Annotated in this window: 23 protein-coding genes; 18 read left to right on the top strand and 5 right to left on the bottom strand. The window is 64.9% G+C overall.

The window, feature by feature from the left end:
- Positions 1 to 70 precede the first annotated feature (70 nt).
- From J8F10_RS34455 to J8F10_RS34425, 7 genes are all read left to right on the top strand, one after another.
- Entirely contained in the window at positions 71 to 1,171 is a 1,101-nt protein-coding gene (locus tag J8F10_RS34455) for a Gfo/Idh/MocA family protein (RefSeq protein ID WP_210661635.1), read from the top strand.
- 177 nt (positions 1,172 to 1,348) lie between these two features.
- Positions 1,349 to 2,356, top strand: coding sequence for a tetraacyldisaccharide 4'-kinase (lpxK, locus tag J8F10_RS34450; protein WP_210661633.1), 1,008 nt, complete (start codon positions 1,349 to 1,351; stop codon positions 2,354 to 2,356).
- A 97-nt stretch (positions 2,357 to 2,453) separates the two neighbouring features.
- On the top strand, positions 2,454 to 3,944 hold the full coding sequence (gene rfaE2 / locus J8F10_RS34445; protein WP_210661631.1) for a D-glycero-beta-D-manno-heptose 1-phosphate adenylyltransferase: 1,491 nt from the start codon (positions 2,454 to 2,456) through the stop codon (positions 3,942 to 3,944).
- Between the two features lie 44 nt (positions 3,945 to 3,988).
- Positions 3,989 to 5,056, top strand: a complete 1,068-nt coding sequence (gene waaF / locus J8F10_RS34440; RefSeq protein WP_210661629.1) for a lipopolysaccharide heptosyltransferase II — start codon at positions 3,989 to 3,991, stop codon at positions 5,054 to 5,056.
- Positions 5,046 to 6,533, top strand: coding sequence for a lipopolysaccharide kinase InaA family protein (locus tag J8F10_RS34435; RefSeq protein ID WP_210661627.1), 1,488 nt, complete (start codon positions 5,046 to 5,048; stop codon positions 6,531 to 6,533). Before waaF ends, J8F10_RS34435 begins: the two co-directional genes overlap by 11 nt.
- Complete coding sequence (locus tag J8F10_RS34430; protein ID WP_210661625.1) at positions 6,530 to 7,492, top strand: lipopolysaccharide kinase InaA family protein; 963 nt, start codon at positions 6,530 to 6,532, stop codon at positions 7,490 to 7,492. The genes J8F10_RS34435 and J8F10_RS34430 overlap by 4 nt, the downstream gene beginning before the upstream one ends.
- Positions 7,493 to 8,662 (top strand): glycosyltransferase family 4 protein, encoded by a 1,170-nt coding sequence (locus J8F10_RS34425; protein WP_210661623.1) that lies wholly within the window; start codon positions 7,493 to 7,495, stop codon positions 8,660 to 8,662. It begins immediately after the preceding gene.
- Between the two features lie 174 nt (positions 8,663 to 8,836).
- Here the strand turns inward: J8F10_RS34425 and J8F10_RS34420 are convergent, their stop codons facing one another.
- Positions 8,837 to 10,171, bottom strand: coding sequence for a hypothetical protein (locus J8F10_RS34420; RefSeq protein WP_210661621.1), 1,335 nt, complete (start codon positions 10,169 to 10,171; stop codon positions 8,837 to 8,839).
- Between the two features lie 199 nt (positions 10,172 to 10,370).
- Between J8F10_RS34420 and J8F10_RS34415 the strand changes: the two genes are divergently transcribed.
- A complete protein-coding gene (locus J8F10_RS34415; RefSeq protein WP_210661619.1) occupies positions 10,371 to 11,093 on the top strand; it encodes a hypothetical protein in 723 nt (240 codons plus the stop codon).
- On the opposite strand, the gene J8F10_RS34410 is transcribed toward J8F10_RS34415, so the two are convergent.
- Entirely contained in the window at positions 11,083 to 11,424 is a 342-nt protein-coding gene (locus tag J8F10_RS34410) for a DNA polymerase ligase N-terminal domain-containing protein (RefSeq protein WP_210661617.1), read from the bottom strand. The two genes, J8F10_RS34415 and J8F10_RS34410, sit on opposite strands and share 11 nt — an antisense overlap.
- Positions 11,425 to 11,498: 74 nt before the next feature.
- On the opposite strand from J8F10_RS34410, the gene smpB reads away from it, so the two are divergent.
- The 8 genes from smpB to J8F10_RS34370 all read left to right on the top strand — a co-directional run bounded on the left by smpB (position 11,499) and on the right by J8F10_RS34370 (position 19,186).
- Positions 11,499 to 11,996, top strand: coding sequence for an SsrA-binding protein SmpB (smpB, locus tag J8F10_RS34405; protein ID WP_210661604.1), 498 nt, complete (start codon positions 11,499 to 11,501; stop codon positions 11,994 to 11,996).
- A gap of 90 nt (positions 11,997 to 12,086) precedes the next feature.
- Positions 12,087 to 13,100 (top strand): glycosyltransferase family 4 protein, encoded by a 1,014-nt coding sequence (locus J8F10_RS34400; RefSeq protein WP_210661602.1) that lies wholly within the window; start codon positions 12,087 to 12,089, stop codon positions 13,098 to 13,100.
- A gap of 29 nt (positions 13,101 to 13,129) precedes the next feature.
- Positions 13,130 to 15,067: a lipopolysaccharide kinase InaA family protein gene (locus J8F10_RS34395; protein ID WP_210661600.1), complete on the top strand. Its 1,938-nt coding sequence runs from the start codon at positions 13,130 to 13,132 to the stop codon at positions 15,065 to 15,067.
- Between the two features lie 107 nt (positions 15,068 to 15,174).
- Complete coding sequence (locus J8F10_RS34390; protein WP_210661599.1) at positions 15,175 to 16,104, top strand: hypothetical protein; 930 nt, start codon at positions 15,175 to 15,177, stop codon at positions 16,102 to 16,104.
- A 146-nt stretch (positions 16,105 to 16,250) separates the two neighbouring features.
- Positions 16,251 to 17,234 carry an ADP-glyceromanno-heptose 6-epimerase gene (gene rfaD / locus J8F10_RS34385; RefSeq protein WP_210661597.1) on the top strand — a complete coding sequence of 328 codons (984 nt, stop codon included), beginning with the start codon at positions 16,251 to 16,253 and terminating at the stop codon, positions 17,232 to 17,234.
- A 71-nt stretch (positions 17,235 to 17,305) separates the two neighbouring features.
- On the top strand, positions 17,306 to 18,058 hold the full coding sequence (locus J8F10_RS34380) for a phosphopantothenoylcysteine decarboxylase domain-containing protein (protein WP_210661595.1): 753 nt from the start codon (positions 17,306 to 17,308) through the stop codon (positions 18,056 to 18,058).
- Positions 18,051 to 18,743, top strand: a complete 693-nt coding sequence (locus J8F10_RS34375; protein WP_210661592.1) for a flavoprotein — start codon at positions 18,051 to 18,053, stop codon at positions 18,741 to 18,743. The genes J8F10_RS34380 and J8F10_RS34375 overlap by 8 nt, the downstream gene beginning before the upstream one ends.
- A gap of 80 nt (positions 18,744 to 18,823) precedes the next feature.
- Complete coding sequence (locus J8F10_RS34370; RefSeq protein ID WP_210661590.1) at positions 18,824 to 19,186, top strand: TIGR03066 family protein; 363 nt, start codon at positions 18,824 to 18,826, stop codon at positions 19,184 to 19,186.
- Between the two features lie 117 nt (positions 19,187 to 19,303).
- Here the strand turns inward: J8F10_RS34370 and J8F10_RS34365 are convergent, their stop codons facing one another.
- A complete protein-coding gene (locus J8F10_RS34365; RefSeq protein ID WP_210661588.1) occupies positions 19,304 to 20,266 on the bottom strand; it encodes a DUF1571 domain-containing protein in 963 nt (320 codons plus the stop codon).
- A 476-nt stretch (positions 20,267 to 20,742) separates the two neighbouring features.
- Between J8F10_RS34365 and J8F10_RS34360 the strand changes: the two genes are divergently transcribed.
- Positions 20,743 to 21,972: a BBP7 family outer membrane beta-barrel protein gene (locus J8F10_RS34360; protein WP_210661586.1), complete on the top strand. Its 1,230-nt coding sequence runs from the start codon at positions 20,743 to 20,745 to the stop codon at positions 21,970 to 21,972.
- Positions 21,973 to 22,077: 105 nt separating this feature from the next.
- Here J8F10_RS34360 and rpe read toward each other — a convergent pair whose 3' ends face one another.
- Entirely contained in the window at positions 22,078 to 22,755 is a 678-nt protein-coding gene (gene rpe / locus J8F10_RS34355; protein WP_210661584.1) for a ribulose-phosphate 3-epimerase, read from the bottom strand.
- 125 nt (positions 22,756 to 22,880) lie between these two features.
- On the opposite strand from rpe, the gene J8F10_RS34350 reads away from it, so the two are divergent.
- On the top strand, positions 22,881 to 23,219 hold the full coding sequence (locus J8F10_RS34350) for an Mpo1-like protein (protein WP_210661582.1): 339 nt from the start codon (positions 22,881 to 22,883) through the stop codon (positions 23,217 to 23,219).
- A 22-nt stretch (positions 23,220 to 23,241) separates the two neighbouring features.
- Here the strand turns inward: J8F10_RS34350 and J8F10_RS34345 are convergent, their stop codons facing one another.
- On the bottom strand, positions 23,242 to 24,105 hold the full coding sequence (locus tag J8F10_RS34345) for an OB-fold protein (protein WP_210661581.1): 864 nt from the start codon (positions 24,103 to 24,105) through the stop codon (positions 23,242 to 23,244).
- Positions 24,106 to 24,252 lie beyond the last annotated feature (147 nt).

Below are 24,252 nucleotides of genomic sequence, written 5' to 3'. Positions count from 1 at the left end.
TATTCCCGCTACACGATTGCGAACCACTGCGCATGTGCCCAAAATCAGGCACCTCGCGGGAGACGCTCCGATGGCAAAGTATCGCGTCGCGGTGATCGGTCGAACCGGCAAAGGCGCTTACGGTCACGGTCTCGATACCGTTTGGCTGAAGTGCGACAAGGCAGAGGTCGTTGCAGTCGCAGACGAGAACGAAGCCGGGCGCACGGCCGCGGCCAAGCGCCTCAACGCGAAAAGTGCCTACGCCGACTTCCGCCAGATGCTGGAGAAAGAAAGGCCGCAGATCGTTAGCGTGGCCGACAGATGGCCGGACTGCCACCGCGACATGGTGCTCGCGTGCGCCGAATACGGGGCCAATATCTTCCTGGAAAAGCCAGCGTCGCAGACGCTCCAGCAGGTCGACGAAATGGTCGCGGTGTGCGAAAAGCACCACGTGAAATGCGCAATCGCGCACCAGACCGCGTACAGCCCGCGTGTGAAAGTGGTGAAGGATTTGATCGGCGAAGGGAAAATCGGCGCGGTGATGGAGCTACGCGGGCACGGCAAGGAAGACAAGCGCGGCGGCGGCGAAGACCTGATGGTGCTCGGTACACACACCTTCGATTTAATGCGTCACCTCGCGGGCGACTCGAAATGGTGCTTCGCCCGCATTCAGCAGGCAGGGCGCAAGGCCGTATCAGGCGACGTGCGGCAGGGCGGTGAACAGATCGGGCCGATTGTGGGCGATCACATTACCGCCACTTACGGCTTCGCCGGAATCGCGCTGGGCCATTACGTGACGCACGTCGCAAAGGACGGCGCGAGTACGCGCTACTGGCTCGAAGTGCGCGGAACGAAGGGGACGATCCACTTGGGCTTCGGCATCCTCCCCGCCGCGTACCTGTGTGAAGACCCGAGCGGCATGTTCGGCAAGAGCAAAGCGCCGTGGGTGGAAATCACGTCGGCCGGCCTCGGCAAACCCGAGCCACTAAACGCGAAGGAACTCGATAATGGTAACATCCTGATCGTGAACGACTTAATCGAAGCGATCGAGAAGGACCGCGCGCCCCTCGACAGCCTGAGTGACGGCCGCGCCGCGCTGGAAATGATTATGGCCGTGTACGAGTCCCATCGCCTGGAGAGGCCGGTTGATCTGCCGCTGAAGAACCGCAAACACCCGCTCGCAGCCATGTAACTGAGCCCTTTCCACGAAAGTACGAAGCCACAGAGCCAATTCCCGCCCGCGCTTCGAGTTGACACGCCCGGTTCGCCGCTGCTAGAGTCCGCTGCCCCGAAGCGCGGAAGGAGCGAGCGGATTAACCCGGAGTCGTGGAACGCACTGATTCGCGGGGAGCGGCGCGGACCGCTCGCGATGCTCGCGCGCGCCGGGCTCAGGGTCGCGAGTTGGCCCTACGGTCTCGCGATGCGGGCGCGTAACAGAGCGTTCGAGCGCAGTTGGAAGCGCGTGCATACCGCCGCGGTACCGGTCGTGAGCGTCGGGAACCTCACGCTCGGCGGCACCGGCAAGACGCCGTGCGTGGAATGGGTGGCGCGATTTTATCGTGAACGCGACTTGCTGGTCGCGATCCTCAGTCGCGGGTACGGGGCCGAAACCGGGCGCAACGACGAAGCGATGGTTCTGGAAGAGAACCTGCCGGACGTGCCGCACCTGCAAGACGTCGATCGAGTTAAGCTCGCAGAAACCGCGGTGGAGGAACTCGAAGCGGAACTGCTCGTGCTCGACGACGGGTTCCAGCACCGGCGCCTGCACCGCGACCTCGACATTGTGCTGATCGACGCGACGCGCCCGCCGGCGCGCGACTACCAGTTCCCGCGCGGCACGCTCCGCGAGCCGGCAAGCGGACTGCGTCGGGCCGGGGCGGTTCTGCTCACGCGCTGCGACCAGGTACTCGGAGCCGAAGTCGAAGCAATTCGCGCGTGGGTCACGGAACGTTTCCCCGATGTGCCAGTCGCGACAACCGAGCACCGACCGACGGAACTGGTGGGCTGCAACGAAGCAAACGAAGAAGTCCACGAACTGGTGGAATCGCTCGGCGGGAAGCCCGTAGGCGGGTTCTGCGGGATCGGGAACCCGGCCGCGTTTCGGCACACGCTCGAATCGCTGGGAGCGTGCATCGCGGATTTCCGCACCTTCCCCGACCACCACGCTTACACGCGGGAAGATGTGGACGATCTCAACCGCTGGGCGGCAAGCTTGCCTCCCGATGCGATCGTCGTGACGACGCAGAAGGATTGGGTCAAACTCCGCGTGCCCGCGCTCGGCGGGCGCCCGCTGCGGGCCGTGCGCATCGGGCTCCACTTCCGCGACGGGGAAGGCGCCTTCGTGGACGTGTTGGAGCGCGTGATACCGGCCGGATAGTGCCCTCGCAGAGAGCGTTCCCCGATCGCACGGGGTAGGATCGGTGGCGCGAGCAGGACGCTCGCGCTCCTCAGAAGAATGACAACGGATTGTCACAATGACCGACCTGACCGAACTCGTACAGACCCTCGGCGCCCCCCGCGTCCTCGTCGTCGGCGACGTGATGCTCGACCGCTACGTGTGGGGCAACGCCGAGCGCATCAGCCAGGAAGCGCCGGTCATTCTGCTGCGCGCCGACAAGCGCGAAGAGCGCCTCGGTGGTGCGAGTAGCGTCGCCACGATGCTCCAGGCACTCGGGGCACACACGAGCGTGATCGGCACCGTCGGCACTGACGGCGACGGGTTCCACGCCCGGCGCATCCTCACCGATCTCGGGATCGACGCGGACGGCATCGTTGCCGACCCCGACCGCCCCACGACCGTCAAAGAGCGCTACATCGGGCGCGCACAAGCCAAACACCCGCAGCAGATGATCCGCGTGGATTACGAGAGCCGCGAACCCGTCTCCGACGCGGTGGAGCGCCAACTCGCGGACACGCTCGTTGCCAAGATTCGCGAAGCCGACATCGTTCTCGTGAGCGACTACGACAAGGGCGTTTGCACGCCGGGGCTGCTCCGCGTCGCGGTGGAAGTCGCGAAAGCGCGCGGAATTCGTGTGATCGCAGACCCCACGCGCGGCGGCGATTACGCGAAGTACCGTGGGTGTTCGAGCATGACGCCGAACCGCCTCGAAGCCGAACTCGCGACCAACCGGAACATCCGCACGCACGCTGAAGCGCTCGCCGCCGCCGCACACCTGCGAGACATGCTCGGGCTCGAAGCCGGGATCGTCACGTTGGACAAGGACGGCATGGCGCTCGCGCACACCGACGGGCGCAGCGCGATCTTCCCGACGCGCCCGCGCCAGGTGTACGACATCACCGGGGCCGGCGACATGGTAATGGCGACGCTCGGTCTCGCACTCGCGGCCGGTGCCGACTACGACTCGGCCATTCGTCTGGCGAACATCGCGGGAGGTCTCGAAGTCGAGAAGATCGGCGTCGCCACCGTCACGCGCGACGAGATCCTCGCGGACCTGCTCCACGCACCGTTCCGCGTCGCGGAGCGCGTCCCCGGTGCCGCAAAGGTCGCGGCCCTTCCGCAACTCCTTACCGAACTCGATGCCCGGCGCCGAAACGGGCAGAAGATCGCGTTCACCAACGGGTGCTTCGATGTGCTCCACGCGGGACACGTGCAGTATCTCGCGGAAGCGCGGCGGCAAGCCGATTGCCTCGTCGTGGCACTCAACAGCGACACGAGCGTGAAGCAACTCAAGGGGCCGACGCGCCCGCTCAACCCGGAAGTCGCCCGCGCACTCGTGCTCGCGGGGCTTCAGGACGTGGACCTCGTGACCATGTTCAGCGACAAGACGCCGATCACGGTCATTGAAGCCATCCGCCCGGACGTGCTGGTGAAGGGCGCGGACTACCACAAAGCGGACGTGGTGGGCGGAGACTTCGTGGAGAGCTACGGCGGGCGCGTCCACCTGGCCGATCTCCGCGCCGGGTTCTCCACAACGAACCTCATCGAGCGCATGAAAGCGGCATAAACCTCTTTCCTTGAAGGCGCCGCACCAACCGGCCGGTTAGACTCATGCACCGAATCGCGCTCTTTCTCCCGAACTGGATCGGCGACGTGGTGATGGCCACGCCCGCGATCCGAGCCGTGCGCGCGGCGTTCCCGGTGGCCGAGTTGGTAGCGGTCTGCAAGCCCTACGTGGCGGACGTGCTCGCGGGGGCGCCGTGGTTCGCGCGAACAATCCTCGCGGACAAGCGCGGCCCGCGCTCACAGCGTCTGTTTGGTGTCGCACGCCAACTGCGTGACGCACACGTCGATGCCACCCTGCTCTTCCCCAACTCGTTCCGCACGGCACTCATTGCCTACTTGGGCGGAAGCAAGCGCATCGTCGGATTCGCGCGGTACGCACGCGGACGAATGCTGACCGACAAGCTCTACGCCAAAACCGATGAGCGCGGCCGGTTCGTGCCGTCACCCGCGCTCGATGACTACAACCGACTCGCGGCGGCACTGGGAGCCACCCCCGACCACCGGATGGAACTGTTCACCACGCCTGCCGACGATGCAAGCGCTGATGCCGTGTGGCAACAGTTCGGCCTTGCCCGTTACGCGCGGGTGGTAGCACTCAACCCCGGCGCGGCGTTCGGCGCGGCGAAGCACTGGGGATGCGACCACTTCGCGGAACTCGCCCGCGCGCTCACATCGCGTTTCAAGTGTGGCGTGATCGTGCTGTGCGGCCCCGGCGAGCGCGAAATGGCGCGAAAAATCGCAGAAGAGAGCCGCTCACCGCACGTGTTCTCACTGGGTGACGCCGCACTGTCACTCGGATTGACGAAAGCACTCGTGAAGCGCGCCGACCTGCTCGTAACCACCGATAGCGGTCCGCGGCACTTCGCCGCCGCGTTCAACCGACCGGTCGTGTCACTGTTCGGCCCGACGCACATCGAGTGGACGGAAACGTACTTTGCGAAGGAAATTTGCCTCCAGAAAAAGCTCGCGTGCGGCCCGTGCCAGCAGCGCGTGTGCCCCCTCGGTCACCACCGCTGCATGCGCGAGTTGACACCCGCAGAAGTCTTCCGCGCGGCGGAACAACTCCTCACGCGAGTGCCCCTCGCAACGCGGGAGGTGCCGCGTGCCGCTTGACACAACGACTGCCCCCCGAACGAGCGTCCGCGAACCACAAGTCGTGTTCGCGCCGAATCCCGACACCACCGGCACGCTAACCATCAACCCCGTGTTCGCGGAGTTGTTCGCGCGCGTCGGGTTGGTGTCTGCGGCGGGATTTTTTGAGTTGCCCGGCGAGGTGGTGAGCGGGCACGCCGACCGGCACGTGATGCGCGTGGAGATACCGGGTGCCCCGCGCGCATTTTATCTCAAGCGCCAGCACGTGGTGGGCTGGCGCGAGAAGTTGCGGAATCGGCGCGCGGGGTTCGGGTGGGCGTCGCGTTGTGCGCGCGAAGCCGATCTGCTGAAGCAACTCGAAGCCGCAAAGTTGCCCGCCCCGCGGTGGGCCGCGATGGGCACGCACGGCAACCGCGCGTTCCTGCTGGTGGAAGAGATCCCGGGGGGCGTCGACCTCCGGCGCGTGCTGAGTGACAACACGTTGTCGCGTGCCCAACGGCTCGTGCTCGCAACGCGGCTCGGCAAAACAATCGCGGCGATTCACGCGGCCGGGTTCAGTTCGCCGGACCTCACCGCGAAGCACGTGCTCGTGAACCCGGACACGCTCGCGATTACGTTCCTCGATTGGCAATCCGCAGATCGCGGCGCATCGGTAAACGAACCGGAGCGAGCAAATGCGCTGGGCGCGCTGCACGCTTCACTCGCGGAGCCGCTCGCTTCGCCCGCTGAACGGCTTCGCGTGTTGCGGGCGTATCGCGCATCATCTTTACCCGCTCAGCAAAGCGCCCCGCGCGAGCGATTCACCGCGATTGTGCTTCGCGCCGCAGCACGGCACGCGAAGCGCCGATCCATTCGCGATCAGCTCCAACCCGAAGGCGCATCGCAGAAGCAGCGGCTCGTGTGGCTCGCGGGCGAAGCGGTGTGCGCCATCCCGGAAGTCGCTGCGGAATGGCCCAAGCCCGCAATCGCCTTACCGTTCTACGGCCCCGGCGCAAACGATTCGATCACCCTCCGTGTCCTGGGGCGAGACGCGACGCTCGTGCGCGGCTACACATCAGCACCCGTCGGCCGCTTCCGCGCGTGGGCACGTGCCACCCCGTGGCGCTCGCCCGGAGTTACGATCGGCCGCGTGCTGTTCCACCTTCAGCGGTACGGCGTGCCCGGTCCGCGTTTGCTCGCGTTTGGTCAGCGGCTCACGAGCGCGATCGGAGCCGAGTGGTTCGCGCTGTACGAAAGCCCGCCCGGAATGCCCTTGCAGAAATGGCGGCACACGGCATCTTCCGCCGCGCGCCGGGCGGTCCTTGATCGCGTCGCCGACTGTCTGGCCAAGTTGCACGCCGCCGGGTGCGTGCTGACCGATCCGCAAGCCGCGTTCGCAGTGTGTGACGGCGCCGTGTGTGTGGCTGATCCGCGTGCGGTACGAATCGTGCGCCGCGTGAGTGCTTCGACCCGAAGGCGGGATATTCGCGACGTAGCCCGACTGCTAGGAGTGGAATGAACGCGCACCCGCGAAATCTCAACTCCGATCCGTCGCGGTTCCCGCCGGCTGTGGGCGATCCGGTGTCGTCGTGGTGGCGCCGCATTCGGCGCGGCGTGCGGCTGATTCGACGTCAAGCCGATTGGGAGCGGTTCGCGGGCGAAGATTGGCCGGACCGCGTCATGCAGGTGCCGCTCACCGATCGCGAGTACCAAAAGCAGGGCCGGTCGATCGGGCGCAAGGTCTTCACCGAGGGCCGCGACAAGCTCAGCGTGTACCTCAAGCGCCACTACCGGCTGCCGTGGCTCCACGGCGTTCTGGCTACGCTGATGCCGGGGCGCGCGTGGTCCCCGGGGCTCCAGGAGTGGCAGCGCCTGTGCTGGGCGAAGGAGCACGGGTTCCCCGTTCCGCGCCCGGTCGCCGCGGGGCAGTTCGTCGGGCCGTGGGGCAAGTTGCAGGGGTTCCTCGCGGTCGAAGAACTGCACGGGATGCTCCCGCTGCACGAAGCCGTTCCGCGTGCGGCCAGGGCGCTCGATGCGCGATCCTTCGCGCGCTGGAAGCACGGGTTGACGGCCGAGCTCGCGCGACTGGCGCGTGAACTCCATCTGCGCAAGGTATTTCACAAAGATCTCTACTTCTGCCACTTCTACATCCCCGAAGCACTCACGCGGACTGTACCCTCCGACTGGACGAACCGCGCCGTGATGATCGACCTGCACCGGCTCTCGCGGCACCCGGTTACGGCCGTCTGGTGGCAGGTGAAGGACGTGGCCCAACTGCTGTTCTCCTCGGACGTGGAGGGCGTGACCGCGCGCGACCGCGTGCGGTTCTGGAAGCTGTACCGGCGCAACTGGCCCGGCGGGAAGTGCCCGGGCGAGTGGCTGCGCCCGCTCGTGAAGTGGAAGTGGAACCTGTACCGCCGGCACAACGAAAAGAAGCCGTCGGCCGTGCCCTACGATCGGCAACGGAGCGCCGCTTAGATGGACATTGCACTGTGTTACGAGAGCGTGCTCCCGGCACGCGGCGGTGCGGAAACCTACCTCGGCGACCTCGCGCGCCGGCTCGCACGGGACGGGCACGCGGTTCACCTCTACGCGGCGCGCTGGGACGCGAACGCGCTGCCGCCCGCGACGCACTTCCACCGCATTGATGTGCCGAGCGGCCCGCGGTTCCTCCGCCCGTGGCGGTTCGGGGCCGCGTGCGAAGATGCGCTGAAGCACAACCAACACGATGTGAGCATCGGGTTCGACAAAACGTGGGGCCAGGACGTCCTCTACCCGCAGGGCGGGTTACACGCCGCGAGCGCGGCCCACAATCTGTTGAAATTCCCGGGCGCGCTTTCGCGCGGAATCGCAGCAGTGGGGAAGTGGCTCGACCCGGCCGCGTGGTCGTTCGCACGGCTCGAACGCAAGCAGTACTTGGGGCCGAATCAGCCACTTGTGATCGTGAACAGCTTCATGGTGCAGCGGCACTTCGAGCAGTTCTACGGCGTACCGCCCGAGTCCGTGCGCGTGGTGCGCAGTGCCATCGACCCAATGCGGTTCGTGGCCGAAGACCGGCTCAAGCGCCGGCACGAGGAGCGCGGGCGGTGGATGGTGTTCCCGGAAGAAACGGTCGGGCTGTTCGTCGCGATGAACTACCGGCTGAAGGGGCTCTCCCCGCTCCTGAAAGCACTCGCGCTCGTCCCGCGCGACAAGCCGTTCCGGTTGGCGGTGGTCGGGAACCCGAAGTTCAAACGGTACCAGCGGGAAGCAGAAAAGCTCGGGGTTTCGGACCGCGTGGTGTTCCTGGGGCACCGCGACGACCCGAAGAACTGCTACTTCGCCGCAGATTTCCTCGTTCACCCCACGTTCTACGACCCGTGCTCGCTGGTCGCACTCGAAGCGCTCGCGTGCGGGTTGCCGGTCATCACGTCGCGGTACAACGGCGCGAGCGAGCTACTCACGCCGCCAAACGATGGCATCGTTGTCGATGATCCGCACGACGCGAAGGGATTGGCCACGGCCATGTACCGGTTCACGGATCGAACGTACCGCGCGGAAGCTTCGAGTGCGGCCCGGCAAACCGGCACGAAATGGACCTTCGAGCACCACTACCAGGCGCTGCTCAACGTGTTCGGCGAAGTGCGCAAAATCAAGAGAGCTGCGTAAGGTGAAACCCGCCCGCCAGGGCGGTGGGTGTGACAGCGAACCGCGCCCGCAAAGACAGCAAGTGCAAACGAACCCCGCTCGCCAGGGCGGTGGGTGCCTACTGAAAGCACCCACCGCCCTGGCGGGCGGGGTTCACCATTCACCACGATTGCAGACGCGACTCGCTTGCCTCGATCACCGCTTGAGCGCGCGGCCCATCGTGTAGTGAACTTCGGCCGAGGCCCGCACGATGATCGACATACTCGGGTAGTGGAAGGTGATCGAACCCGGCCCGTGCGTTTCGCCGTTCCACGAGAGCGGGTCGATCGACTTCCGAATCATCGCTACGATCGCCTCGGCATTTGCTGCCGTCTGCTGCGCGTTCAGGTTCGGTCCCCATTGGAGGTCACCGAACGGCCCGACGCCCTGCACCAGGTCACCGAGGTAGTACACGCGGGTCGTCAGGAGGCTCCGCGAGCGCTCCACGGTGACGATCTGAATCACTTCGTCCTTCACCACAAACGTCAGTCCCTGTGCCGCCAGGATCGCCCGCAGCACCGTGCGCCCGGAGAGGCCGTTCGCCTGAAGGCTCGCGCCCTTACTGAGATTGAGTTCGAGGTCCGCAACCGACTTCTTGTCGATAAACAGCTCTTGGCCGAGCATGGTCGAGAGGTCTTGCAGCGCTTCCTCGAACGGCCGCTCGCGGAAGTCCACCTTGATGGGCTTGTCGAGCGCCTCGATGATCTGCTTTTCCTTCGCGGTCAGTTGAATCGCGGTGTCCTTCAGCCGCCGCTCTGTGATCTGCTTCCAATTTGCCGGAAACTCGATGTCATTAATGGCCGGGAACGAGGACTTGGTGATATTCTGTTGATTCTTCACCCACCGATCGGCGAGCTGCACCTGGATGGCGATCGCGTCCTCGATCCGAGTCTTCATGACGCCATTCTGACCGAGTGCCATAACCGAAGGGTTGCCCGGGTACAGCTTCTTCAAGCGGGCGATCTCGGCGTTCGCCTCAGCAGTTCGCCCCGCGTCCTGAGCCTGGTACACGGTCTTGATGCCAGCAACCACGTCCTTGAACTCAGAAACCGCCTTCTCTTCAGCAAGCTTCTGGGCGGCCAGCACCTCGGGGCTCTTCGGGTCGAGCTTCGCGCCCGGGTTGGGATTGAGAGCCGGGTTCGCAACCGGCCGTCCCTCCACCGCGGCAATCTTCGCCTCAATCGCTTTTGAAAGTCGATCGCGGGTCGCATCACTAATGGACGCGGTGAGTTGAAGGTTCTGCTTCGCGTTATTCAGGATCTCGACCGCTTTCGGTCGGTTGGAACGCGCGACTTGTTGCTCGGCTCCCTGGAAAGCACCCGCAACAACGCCCTCCGCTTCCCTTTCAGCAGCCTGCTGCTTGGCCTTCGCGAGTCCAGTCGTATCGAAGGGCGGGGCGGCCGGGCGCGGTGGTTGCGCGGCGTGGGCCGCAACGAACAGGTTGGTGCCCGTAACGACCGCACCAAGCCAGCGATACCCTTTGAAGCCCATCGTGCCGGCCCTCCCTAAAGTTCTGAACGCGAACCGACTATTACATCTACCAACGTAACCGCAGTATCCGGCGTTTGCCAAGTCTCCAGATTCCTTTCCCGCCCCCCGGTTTGCCCCCTGTGATGGCGCAATCGCGCCGCGCGGTCGGCGTTGACCAGATTCTCCCCGCAGGGTATTCGACCCGGCGCGGAGGACTGTCATGCGTCGTCGGCGACCGATGTTTCTTGCACTCGCACTGCTGGCCGCGTTCGCGGGCCTGGCGACCGGTGCGATCGTATTCGCGGCGAAGCGCGACCCGGCGTTCTACGCCGCAACCGCGAGTCGGCCGGCCGACTGGGACTCGCACGAGCGGTCCGCCAAACTCCTTACCCGTGTTCTCGACCTGCAAAACGACATCCGGGCGAAGGCCGAATGGGGCGACACGTTCACCGCGGAAGAGCTGAACTGCTTCTTCATCGAGAACATGGGAGCCAAGGACGGGCTTTGCGACCTGCTGCCCAAAGGGTTCCATTCCCCGCGAATCGCGATCGAGGGCGACCACCTCAAACTCGGGCTGCGGTACGGCGAGGGGTTCTGGAGTTCGATCGTTTGGATGGATCTGAAAGTGTGGCTCGTTGCGGACCAAGTGAACGTCGCGGCGGTGGAAGTGTGCGCTCTGAAAGCGGGGCAACTCCCGTTCGGCTCGCAGTCGATTCTCGACAAAATCGGCGACGTGGCCCGCGAGTCGAGCATTGATGTCACGTGGTACCGGAACAAGAGTAACCCGGTGGGGTTGTTCCGATTTTTCGCGAAACTCCCGCGCCCGACATCGCAGGTGCTCACACTGGAAGTGAAAGACGGGAAGCTCACGATCGCCGGGCGGTCGTTCCTCGATCCGGCACCGGCACTGCCCGCGGGCGTTACTCCGCTGCCTACACCGTGAGCCGAAACACCCACTCTTCTCCCTCGCGCCGAATCACGACCGAACCGGTGAGTTTCGTACCCCAGAGTTCGAGTTCCACGCGGTCCGGTTTAGCAGCGCCCCAAACACACATACCTGTATCCCAGCGCGATACGCTCCCGCGCCCGCCCGATACGGGGCCTTCGTAGTCGAGGTACAGGGGCCGGTGCGGGAAGTTCGGTTCCGCCGGAATATCCGCCCCGGCAACGGGTTCTGCAAGTAAGCGCCAGGCACGCAGCGAGTCGCCGGCTTCGGCCAGGAAATCCCAGTGAAGTTCGGGCCAGTCGTGGGTGAGAACGACGAACCGCGCCACAGAATGGCCTACGACGGGTTTGGTGAGCTTGATAGAATGCGGTGCTGGGACGGCACTGCACCGAGACACGCATCATGGCGAAGGGCGACAAAAAAGACAAGAAGGCCGAGGCCGATGGCACCGTGAACGTGTGCCGGAACCGGCGCGCGCTGCACGAATACGAAATCTCCGACCGAATCGAGTGCGGCATCGTCCTCGTGGGCACCGAGGTGAAGAGCCTCCGCGACGGGCACGCGAACCTCGAAGACTCTTACGCCCGCATTGATAACGACGAGGTGTTTCTGATCGGTGCGGAGATTCCCGAGTACCTGTACGGGAACCGGGCGAACCACAAACCGAAGCGCACGCGGAAGTTGCTCCTCCACCGCCGCGAAATCAACAAGTTCGCGGGCAAGGCCTCCGAGAAGGGGCTGACGCTCGTCCCACTCCGCTTGTATTTCAAAGACGGTAAAGCGAAAGTAGAGATCGCGGTCGCGAAGGGTAAGCAGGCCCACGACAAGCGCGAGTCGATGAAGTCGGCGGACGCCAAGCGCGACATCGACCGCGTGCTGGCTTCGCGGCGAAAAAGGTAGTCGGAACCGTGAACCTCGCCCGCAAGGGTAGTGGGTGCCAGGCGGTGCCCCACAAGGACAGCAGGGTACCACAGACCAGGGAGGGTCGCGGTGCGGTTGGTCGCGCTCGTGGAATCCGAATCACACGTGTGTTGCCGGTACCGGCTCACCGCGTTCCGTAGCGCGCTCAAAGCAGCCGGTCACACCCTCGACTTCCGGCCCATACCGCAATCGCTCTTTGGTCGCGCGGCCCTCGGTCGCGATCTCACGTCCTACGACGCGGTCATCCTCCAGCGCAAGTTACTCCCGCGATGGGTCACCGCCCTCCTCCGCCGGCGCGTTCAGCGATTGATCTTCGACTTCGATGATGCAGTCTGGCTGCGCGACTCGTACTCCGCGAAAGGTTTCGACGATCCCAAGCGATCCGCACGCTTTCGCGCCACAGTAGAGGCGTGCGACTTGGTGATTGCGGGGAACTCGTACCTCGCAGAAGAAGCGCGGAAGTTCGTACCCGCGGACCGCGTGACGGTGATTCCCACCTGTGTGGACGTTGCGAAGTACCGCGTGCAGGAACAGGAAACCCGCACCTCCGGCATTCGGCTCGTGTGGGTCGGCTCAGCGAGCACGCTGCAAGGATTGGAACGATTCGGCCCCACGCTCAGCGCGATCGGCCGCGCGGTTCCGGGTACGCGATTGAAACTGATCTGCGACCGGTTCGCAGAGTTCCCCGATTTGCCGGTCGAGCGTTGCACCTGGACTGAAGCGACCGAGGCCGCAGAAATTGCGTCCGCGGATATTGGCATCGGCTGGGTGCCGGACGACCCGTGGAGCCGCGGGAAGTGCGCACTGAAAGTGCTCCAGTATCAGACCGCGGGCCTGCCGGTCGTCGCGAACCCCGTTGGCGTGCAAGCGGACTTCGTGCGCGACGGCGAAACGGGCTTTCGCGCGAACTCGACTGACGAATGGGTCCACGCGATTCGTGTACTCGCCGCAGATGCCGCGTTACGAAAACGGCTCGGCGAAACGGCCCATCGCGACGTGGAGGCGCATTACAGCGTCGAAGCCGGGGCCAAACTGTGGATCGAATCGTTGGCGCGTTTCGAGACCGTGCGAATGGCAGGATAAGGCCGGTCGCGGATCGGCAAAGGTGACCCATGTTCGGTGACGTGCTCCGCAAGTTCGGCTCGCTGGTCGCAGGCGCGACCGGGCCGATCGTGCGCGCACGCGGCCGGGTGTGGCACCTCTCGCCCGAAGGCGAAGCGCTCTTCGGCGCGGCCGGTCCCGCGCTCGATTCGTGGCTGGAGGATGGTTCGGCCGAAGTGGTGAAGAGCGGCCCGCACCGCACGGTGTACCGCGTCGCGCTCGCATCCGGCACGGTGTACGTGAAGCACTGCCGAATCAACGGCCCGCGTGCATGGGCGCGCGAAGTGATGCGCGCCCCGAAAGCGCGACTCGAATTCGAGAACGCCGCGCGCCTGCGCTCGCTCGGCATCGGTGCGGCAGTTCCACTGGCGTGGGGCACGTCCGACACGCGCTGGCCGGGGCAGAGCTTCCTCATCACGCGCGACCTCGCGCCCGCAATCCCATTCCCCGACTACTTAGAAACACACGCGCTCACTCCCGGCGAGCGCAGTGCGTTGGCGCATGCCCTGGGGAAGTTCCTGGCACGGCTACACGAAAACGGCGTTGCGCACCCGGACCCGCACCCCGGCAATCTGCTTGTGGAGCAAAGGCAACCTAACCCCCTAACCCCCTTCCCTAAGAAGGAAGGGGGAATAGAACCAAACACAACAGACACCGAGCAATCCGCGACGGTTTTTAGCCCCTCCCTTCTTAGGGAGGGGCTAGGGGAGAGATTGTCCGACAGCCCACCCCCTCCCCCAAGGGGAGCAGAGCCAAATGCAGAAGACCGTGTACCGTCTTCTGCATTTGGCTCTGCTCCCCCTTCCTTCTTAGGGAAGGGGGTTGGGGGGTTAGGTTCCTCCCCCCAATTCAGCCTGCTCGACGTCCACGCGATCCGGTTCGGCGCGCCGCTGTCGTGGGCCGAGAGTCGCGCGAATCTGGTTCGCTTCAACCGCTGGTTCCAGTTGCGTGCGAGCCAAACGGATCGGCTCCGGTTCTGGCGCAGTTACTGTGCGGGGCGCAAAACCCTCCCGAACCTCAGCGAGAAGGAAGCGAAAGAACTGGAGCGCGAAACACTCGCGTCCAACCGCCGATTCTGGGTGGCACGCACGACGCGGTACCGGGGTTCGCACCGCACTGTTCGTAAGGTGCGGGCAGGCCAAGTACGCGGGCTCGCGGTACGCGATCTGCCACACGATTTCCTTCGCGCTCTCTTGGCCTCCCCTAACGACGTATTCACCAAACCCGGCACGCGGTTCCTCAAGCAGTGCGTCAGTTCCACGGTCGCGGAACTGGAGATGCCGACGCCCGACGGCCCGCGAACCGTCATTCTGAAGTGCGTCAACGTGCGGAGCACTCTCGATCCGCTGAAGAACGTGTTCCGCTCGTCCGCGGTTCGACGGTCGTGGTTGCTCGGGCACGGGCTCCGCGAGCGGTGGCTCCCCACCCCGCGCCCGCTCGCGATGTTTCACGTCTACCGCGGCGGATTTCTCCCCGCGGAAGGCTATTTGCTTACCGAGAAGGTGCCGCACGCGATCGGCTTGCCCGAAGCCGTGAAGGTGTGCCACGACGCGCGCCTTCTTCGTGCGTGGGGAGAGAATCTGGCCCGCGTGGTGCGCACCATGCACGACCGCGGTGTTTCGCACCGCGATCTGAAGGCGCCCAACGTGATGCTCCAGAACGCGGCGCTCGATCCCGCGAGCGCGACGCCTGTCCTCATTGACCTCGTCGGGGTCCGCGCCGGATTAAACGCGGTATCGTTTGTGCGACGAGCGAAGGAACTTGCCCGATTGAACGCGAGCTTCCTCGCAATGCCACACGTAACGCGAACGGAACGACTGCGGTTCCTGCGTGCATACCTGAGCGTCGGGGAAAGACAGTTAGACTGGAAAACGTGGTGGAATGCGGTATCTGCGGCGACCGCCGCGAAGGTGGCGAAGAACCACCGGAGCGGGCGCGTGCTCGGATAACCGATACTGTCCGCGAAGTGTGAAGAACCGCGCGTGCCGCGACCGAAAATACTCCGGTTGTGCTCAACGCGCAGCGCTGACTGTTCCCGTGTCGCGGGGCGATGTGTATGCCGGTTTCGCCGCTGCGCTCCTCTCTGGTCGTTCGCTCCGCGGTCCTCGCAGCGCTCTTTAGCGCGCTGGCGGGGTGCGAGGCGCTGCGAACCAACCCGATGACGGCGCTCCCGCGCTCCGAGGAGGCCCCGCCGCCTTCCGCCCCCGCGGCAACCGCGCCGGTCTCGACCGCGCCGCCCGGAAAGAAGCACACGCGCGGCTCCTACTACGTCCTCTATCACGACTTCGAGATCGATAAGACCGACCCGCTGTTCACCGAACTCGATGCGCTCCCGGAACAGGTCTTCAGCGAACTCCGGTTGCCGCCGAGCAACAGCATCGTGCAGGTCTTCCTCTTCGACACGCAGGAGCGGTACGAGCGCTACATGCGCGCGAAGTACCGGAACCTGCCCCCGCGCCGCGCGTACTTCATTGCGGAACCGCGCACCGGCGGCGCGGACGAACTGAAAATCTTCACTTGGCTGGGCGACCACCTCTCCACCGACTTGCGGCACGAACTCACACACGCCCTCCTGCGGAGCGTTCTGAAGGACGTCCCACTGTGGCTCGACGAGGGCCTAGCCGGGTTCTTCGAGTTGCCACCACATCAGGATGGCGTGAACCCGCAGCATTTGGATACACTGCGGCGCGGGCCGTTTCAGCCCGACCTCGCGCGGCTCGAAAAACTCAAAGACGTCGTGGAGATGCAGAAACCGGAGTACCGCGAAGCGTGGGCCTGGGTCCACCTGATGCTGCGGACCGGTCCGGGGGCGAAAAAGGTGCTCCACGACTATCTCCAGGCGCTCCGCACGGATCCCAACCCCGGCCCACTGCTGCCGAAACTGCGCGAAGCCGTGCCCGAACCCGACCAGGCGCTCGCCGACCACCTCGCGACCGTCGAAGTGCCAAAGTCGCGCCCGCGGAGCCGGGCAAACGCGCCGAAGTAGAAGAACGAGGGAGGAGCCGCGGATCACACAGATAACGCCGATCAGAACCGAAGATTGGTTCTGGCCAAGGCATTCTGTCTTGATCCGTGTTATCTGCGTGATCCGCGGCTCCTCGTTCTTGTGAACACCACGGAAGGAACCGCACCATGATCGCCGTCACCGGCGCGGCCGGGTTCATCGGATCGAACCTCGCCCACCGACTCGCCGCCGAAGGGCACGCAGTTTTGCTCGTCGATCATGAACTTACCCCCGCGAAAGCGGAGAACTTTATCGGGTTGCCCCGATTCGCGTTCAGCCGGCACGATCACTTCTTGGACGACCTCGCGGCCGGGCGCATCGAGCCGGACGCGATCTTCCACCTCGGCGCGTGTAGTTCCACCACCGAAACGAACTGGGATTACCTCTTCCGCAACAACGTGGAGTACACGCGGCACTTGTGGGAGTGGTGCGCCCAAAAGCGGAAACCCTTGTTCTACGCTTCGAGTGCCGCGACCTACGGCGACGGTTCGCTCGGCTTCGACGACCACACGTCGCCGCGCGAACTGCGCCCCCTGAACCTCTACGGCAAGAGCAAGAATGCGTTCGATGTCTGGGCACTCGCGGAAGTTGCGGCCGGCCAACCGGCGCCGCCGAAGTGGGCCGGGCTGAAGTTCTTCAACGTGTACGGCCCGCGCGAATCACACAAGGGGCGCATGGCGAGCGTCGTTTACCAGACGCACAAGCAGATCAAAGCGACCGGCGAGATGAAACTGTTCCGCTCCACCGATCCGCAGTTCACCGACGGCGGCCAGCGGCGCGACTTCGTATTCGTCGGCGACTGCGTGAACCACATGCTCTGGTTGTGGCGCAACGATGCCCCGGGCGGCGTGTACAATTCCGGCAGTGGCGAGGCCCGCACGTTTTACGATCTCGCACGCGGCGTGTTCACTGCATTGAATCTTCAGCCGCGCATCAGCTTCATCGACATGCCGCGCGACTTGGCCGGGAAGTACCAGAACTTCACCCGTGCCGAGACGAAAAAACTGCGGGCCACCGGGTGCGACGTTCCCGCGACCGCACTGGAAGCCGGCGTCCGTGAGACGGTACGATGGCTGGAGGGATGTGCCGAAGTCGTGCGCCGGGCGGCATGATTCCGCGCAGCGCGGACCGCAATCCACTAACCTGACGGTAGCTTCGCCTGTTCTTCGCCCCGCGCCGTCCGATGAACTTCCTGATTACCGCTGGCAACACACAAACCCCGATCGATCGGGTCCGGTGCATCACCAACACGTTTGCGGGGCGTGCGGGGGCACCCATCGCCCGCACCGCGTGGGGCCGCGGGCACACGGTCACGCTCGTGACCTCGAACCCGGACGCACTGCTCGAGTACAATCTGAACCCGCGCGCCCCCGGGGAGCGGTTTTCGGTACTCTCGTACCAGACGTTCGACGAATTAACTTCGATTCTGCAGAACCAACTTCGCGTCTCCGCGTTCGACGTGGTATGTCACTCAGCAGCAGTGAGCGACTTCCTCACCGCGGGAACGTTCACGCCCGATTCGGGCACGTTCTTCAACGCCCGAACCGGCGAGTGGGAAGCGCGCGCCGGCGCCCCGACACTCACCGAACAGAAGACCGGTAAAATTAGGAGCGCGGAGCCCGAGCTCTGGGTGCGGCTCGTGCGGGCGCCGAAGCTCATCGACCGCATCCGGCACCCGTGGGGCTTCGCCGGCGTGCTGGTCAAGTTTGAACTCGAAGTGGGCGTGAGCGAGCAAGAACTGGTGGACGCGGCGGAAGCGTCCCGCACGCAGTCGGGGGCCGAGATCATCGTCGCGAACACGCTCGATGGCGCGGCTCACTGGGCGTACATCGGACCGATCGGCACCCGGTACGAGCGGGTGACGCGGCGCGAGTTGCCGGACCGCTTGGTGCTGGCCCTCGAGGACCTCTATCAGAAACGGACGCGCGATGGCTAACGTACTTCTCGGAGCGACCGGCAGCGTGGCCGCGGTGCGGGTCCCAGCGCTCTTCGATTCGCTCACCGCCGCCGGGCACGCGGTCAAGGTCGTCGCGACCACCGCGGCGACGTACTTCTTCGACCCCAAAGCAATCGGGCAGAACCTCTCCCACCCACCAAAAGAGCCGGGGCTTAAAAGCGAACTCGACGGTTCCGTCTTCCTCGACGAGGACGAGTGGCCCGGGCGCGACGCGGGCGAGCGCTACCAGCGCGGCGACTCGGTGCTGCACATCGAGCTCCGCAAGTGGGCGGACATCTTCGCTGTCGCGCCCCTTGATGCGAACACGCTCGCGAAACTGGCAGTCGGGCTGTGCGACAACTGCCTGACGTGCGTGTGGCGCGCGTGGGACGTGGCCCGCCCAGTAGTTCTCGCCCCCGCAATGAACACGCTCATGTGGCAGCACTCATTTACTAAACGGCACCTCCGCTCGATCGCCGCTGATGCCGGCGCGGGCCACATACCCGCGCACCTTGCGGACGATGCACTCATTCAGCAGATTAACGACCGCAGTCCGACGCTCCGCGTGGTGGCGCCCGTGTCGAAGCAACTCGCGTGCGGCGACGTCGGCGTCGGCGCGCTGGCGGACGTGGCCGATGTCGTCGGCGCGATCCAGCACATGCTCGGCCGCGCACAAGCGGCGTGACTTGACCCGCCCCGTACCATTCACCGCCCGCGGTGACGTTCACCAGAGGCGGGTGATGAACAACGTGTGAAGGAATCCGTATGAAGACGCTCTTGGCCGCCGTGTTCGGGCTGGCAGTGTTCGCCCTCGCGGGCCACGCGCGGGCCGACGACACGCCCAAACTGCTCGGCAAGTGGGAGATCACGAAGTCCACCGGGGACTCGCCGGTCGGCGCGATCGTGGAGTTCGCGAAGGAAGGCAAGCTGACCGTGACCATCAAGGACAATGACAAGGACGTGAAGCTCGAAGGCACCTACAAGCTCGACGGCAAGAAACTCGCCGTGAAGCTGACCCTGAACGAGCAGAAGATCGAACACGACCTCACGGTCACCTTCAAGGGCGACGACGGATTGGAACTCGAAGACGGCGATAAGAAAGTGGACACCCTCAAGAAGAAGAAATAGCCCCGCATCACGCGACTACCGAGTGCCCGGCCATCGTTGGCCGGGCACTCGCCGTTTCCCACTTCTACCTCAGCGCCCGCCTACTAAACGTCCCGCCGGTCGTCCCAAAAACAGCGCTCACTTCTTCAACCCTTCGGTCGTAAACGTGTCGCTCGCGAAGGTAGGGTTGAGTTCCACATCGCGGAAGAAGTAGGTGCCGAGCGTGACCCGCGTGCCGTCCGGCTCCGTGCGGTACTGCTCGGTTCCCACCTGGACCCACCGCTCGCGGTCGATGTAGATCACGACCTCGGTGAAGCCCTCGGCCGCAACGGTTTTCGGATCGGTGGGGGCGGTGCCGCCCAACTCGAAAGCGTCCAGTTCGGTACGCGGGCAGATGCGCCGGATCGCGTGGCACTCGCGCCCGCCGGCCTTCTCGACTACTTTCGTTCCGAGGTATTCGTACTTGAACTCGCCGGCCTCCTGGCGCCCCTTCCAGGCTTCGTGCGTGCGGAGCATGCTGCGGTAGAGGCCCGCGTCGCGGATGCAGTACCGCGATTGCCCCTGAGCGGCACCACTGTTCGGCTCGAGGGGGAGGCTGAGTTTGACCCCGCGGGCCTCCGGGCGCCAGGTCACGACTTTTTTGTCGAGCCCTTCCGGGGCCGGTTTCTCGCTGAAGAGCGTACCCCGAACTTCCGCGAAGAGCACCCGCTTGGCGCCGGAGCGCCACTTCATCACGACCTCGATCGCGGTCTGCTTGGTTTTGGCGTCGGGAACATCGCCGCGTACCCACAAGTCGATGACTTCCATCTCCGGCATGTCCGGGTGCTTGGGCTTTCCCTGCACCCGTTCTTGCTTCTCCATCGTGCAGTGCAACCCCCGTACTTCGCGCTCGTAGCGCGTGAGACAGGTGGAGAGCAGCTTCACCGGATCGGTCTTGGCGAGTTCGTCGAACTCCGGCTGAGTCGGGAGCTTGTCCCCGTTGTCGACGTGAATCGGCGCCACCGCCGAAGGGGGAGCGCTGAAGTACCGGTCGTAGCCCACGAATCCCGCACCGATTAAGAACGCGAGCAGAACGATCGCGACGATGAGACGGCGAGTCATCTTCCTTCCTCCTGCGGTGGGCACGTTCCCCGACAGTTTACGCGGCCCGAAGAACGGGAACAACGCGCGTGCGGCGCGCCTGAGAGCGTAACCCATCTGAAGTGCCCCGGTTACGGAAGTGACGGCGAATTGTGTATCTCCTGTGTTCGACCGGGGTGCGGGGAAACTCCAGTTGAACTTGTGCGGCGCTGAGACTATTTCGCGCCGCGTGTTGTCAACGAATTGCAAACGTGGATAGCGTCGGGCCGCGAGCCGGTGCTTGGGTTGTGCCCTCTCCCCTTGCGGGAGGGGTGGTGAGGCTTTGCGAACCGGGTGAGGGGTAACGTCCCGAGTGTGGAAGCAACCCCTCACCCCGCCGCGAAGCGCGGCGCCCCTCTCCCGCAAGGGGAGAGGGCACAACCAAAAGCGCTCGCGTTCCACGTCTGCAATTCGTTGGCTGGGGGCGGGCTCGCGCGAAGCAACGATGAGGGGATCGGATGCGAAGCCGTTGGTTGGCTGCGGTCGGTGTGATATTCCTCGGCTTCAGCCCGGCGAGCGCACAGCCTCAACCACCACTTCCGCCACCGGCGCTCCCCGCAACCTCTACGCCTCCCGCTGACACGCGCGAACTTCCGCCCCTGTTGCCCCCGCCGCCGCCGGGCGCACCACTCACCGAAGTACCCCGACCGGGAACCGGGCCGGCCGTCGATTACGACCCGGGCTACCTCTACCTGCCAGAAAAAGCGCCCGAGCGGGCTAGGCGCCCGGAAGAATGCGGACCGGCCGGCCGGTGGTGGATCACCCCGTCGTTTGAACTCTCCTGGGTGCCAACGAACCGGGCGCCGGCGAGTGTTCGGCTGCGCTTGTCGGACGGGCTGGGCAACTCGGCCCCAGGGCCGGTGCTGCCGGTCGCGGGGCGCTCGGCCGGACAGTTCGAGGCCGCGCTGGGGCTCGTTTTCGGGCGCTGGTTCGATGAGTCGCACACCAACGGTGCGGAAGCGAGCTTCTTCGTTCGCAACGCGGACAACACGTTCGGCACCGCTGCACCGGGTATGCTGGTGCTGTTCCCGGAGGGGCCGGGGCGCGGTACGCCGCAAGTGATCGCGTTCCCGGACCCGTTCGGAGCACGGATCGTGGGCACGTTCCCGTCCACGCTCTCGACGTTTTTCACCACGGTGGACGTGAACTACCGGCGCAAGTTGCTCTGCACCGATAGTGCCCGCCTGGATGCCCTCGTGGGGTACCGGTTCGCGTACCTGCAAGACGAGTTGTACCTCGGCGAAGTGCCGGACGGGGACAACGATTACAAGCGCAACCGCGCATCGGTCTCGAACCCGTTTCACGGCGGGCAGATCGGTCTCGCGGGCGAGGTCCGCAAGAACGGCTGGTACGCGGCCGGGTCCGCGAAGGTCGCGTTCGGGGTGGTGACGCCGGAAGTGACCACGAGCGGGCTGTTCATTGGCGCGGAGGGCCGAACGGGTTCGCAGTTCACACAACTGCGAGCGCTCAACACGGCCGAGAAGAGCGAGTTCGCGGTGATGCCGGTCCTGAACCTGTCAATCGGTCGACAAGTGAGCGAGCGCACGCGGGTCTTCGCGGGCTACTCGTTCCAGTACCTCAGCCGCGCCGGGCGCCTGGGTGACGCACTCAACCCCGCCAACAGCAAAATCGCGCTCACCGACTTCTGGGTGCAGTCGGTCAACTTCGGTATCGAGTGGCGGCACTGAGTTCCGGGCGAACGGCCGGTGTGAGCCGGCCGGTGGAAACTCCCGGGTGTTGCCAAACGCCAGTTCTCATCAACCAACTCACGAGCAAAGTTCTCACCGGCCGGCTCACACCGGCCGTTCGCCCGAACGACTGCCCGCCAACTTCGCGAGGTTCTGCAAGGCGGCAGCCGGTCCGGGAGGGGCGCCGAACACCGCGGTGCCCGCAACGAACACGTTCGCGCCCGCGGCGGCGGCGGCGCCGATCGTCCGCGCGTCGATTCCGCCGTCCACCTCGATCTCGCACGCCGGGTTGTGTTCGTTCACGAGCGCGCGGAGCTTCTTCAGCCGTTCGAGGCTATCGGGGATGAACGCCTGACCGCCGAAGCCGGGGAACACGGTCATGCAGAGCGCGAGATCGATGTCGCGCAGGTACGGCTCGATGCGCTCAACGGGCATGTCCGGGTTGAACGCCAGCCCCACCTTCTTCCCGAGCGCCTTCTTGATATGTTCGAGCATCGGCCGCGGGTCCGCGAGCACTTCCAGGTGAACGATGAGCGTGTCCGCGCCCTCCTTGACGAACCCGTCGAGGAACCGGCCCGGGTCTTCGACCATCAGGTGAACTTCGAGCGGGATCGTGGTGACCGGGCGCAGTCCCTTCACGACGACCGAACCCATGCTCAGATTGGGGACGAAGTGCCCGTCCATCACGTCGACGTGAATACGGTCGGCCCCGGCCTTTGTGACCTCGCGCACGAGTTCGCCGAGCCTGGAGAAGTCGGCGGCCAGAATTGAGGGTGCGATCATGGGAGTTCCAGTTCCGAAAGTTCCGGGTGTCCGCGTCCCAGTCAGTCTGTCGGTTCCGGGCGGGTTCGCCAAGTCGCGGCGCGGAACAACTTGAAACTTGGAACCGGGAACTTGAAACTGATCGCATGAGTTACCGTTTTCCGATCGCGCGCAAGATGCTGGCGCTGGCGGGCCGCGCCCGGCGCAACTGGCTGGACCGGCACCAGACCCCGGCGAACTACTGGATTCACATGCTCGGCATCCCGCTCGCGTTCGCGGGCCTGCCGCTGCTGTTTGTGGCGGAGTGGTATTGGGGGGCGGGGGCGATTGTGGCGGGCTACCTGCTCCAGTGGATCGGTCACCGCATTGAAGGGAACGACGTGGGCGAATTCATTCCGGTGAAGCGCCTGCTCGGGTTACCCGTGGTGGCGATCGCCCCACAACACAAACCGCGGGCGCTTCCAGCACCCGCGGTAAGAGAATAGCGAGTTGTCCGCTCTGGCCCGATCACTTCGCCAGAACGCAATCTTTGAGCGTCACGAAGGCATCGACGCGCCCGACGCACTGCCCGCGTACCTTCACCTCCTGGCCGCGCTTGATCGAAGTGAGCGGGTGCTTCGTTTGCTCGTTGAATTCGCAGTTCACCGTCTTGGTCGGTTCGCCCGTGTCGAGTTCGAGGAGGTACTGCAATTTGCCGTCCTCGCGGATCACGCGCACCACTTTACCGGTGACTTCGAGCACCTTGTCCTTGTACCGCGATTCCGCCGCGACCACGTTCGTGAGGTAATCCGTTTCAAGCGTTCCGGCCGTCACCGGCTCGCCCGGGCCGTTGCGAATCCGTTCCTTGATGCGATCCTTCGCGAGGTCTTCGAGCAGTTGCTTCTGGAACTTCTCGTCGTCGAGCTTGTTCTCGTCCGGCTTCTTGAGGGGCGGGTTCACTCGCACTTGGGGGGGAGGCGGCACGGGGAGCGGAGGGGCGGGCCGCTTGGCGGCTCTGTTGTCCATCATGGACCCAATGACCGCGAGCCACATCAACGAGAACGCGACCGCGCTTCCACTCACAGCTGTGGCCGCAACGGGGAAGCCCATCTTCTGATTGGAGCCCCGGGCGATCAGAACGGACGCGAGCGCGAGCACCAGTGGGATTCCGCCCGCGAAAATCGCGAACGCGCCGAAGCACGGAATCAGGCTGATAACAAGCGCCAAGAGGCCCATAACGAACGCGATGACGCCGAGGGTACTCGTCTCCTTGCGCGGGGTGCGATACTCCTCGTCGTAGCGCCGGCGCGCTCGCTCGAAGCGCCGGGCACGGTCGTACCGTTCGTCGCTGCCCCCGCGCCGGCGGTCGTCTCGGTTGTAGTCGTCTACCATGATCGGACCCGCCGTCGGGTGTAGGGTGTCCGTTGAAAATGTAGCCGTTTCTACGGCCCATACGCAATCGTATTCGCTCGGACCGGCGGGAAATTTACTTGCGCCGCTGAAATCGGCTACTTTGTTCCCAAGTGCCGTTCCGGAGAG

The organism is Gemmata palustris (assembly GCF_017939745.1).
Lineage (GTDB): Bacteria > Planctomycetota > Planctomycetia > Gemmatales > Gemmataceae > Gemmata > Gemmata palustris.
The sequence above is the reverse complement of the archived record's forward strand: the minus strand, read 5'-3'. Positions and strand labels throughout refer to the sequence as shown.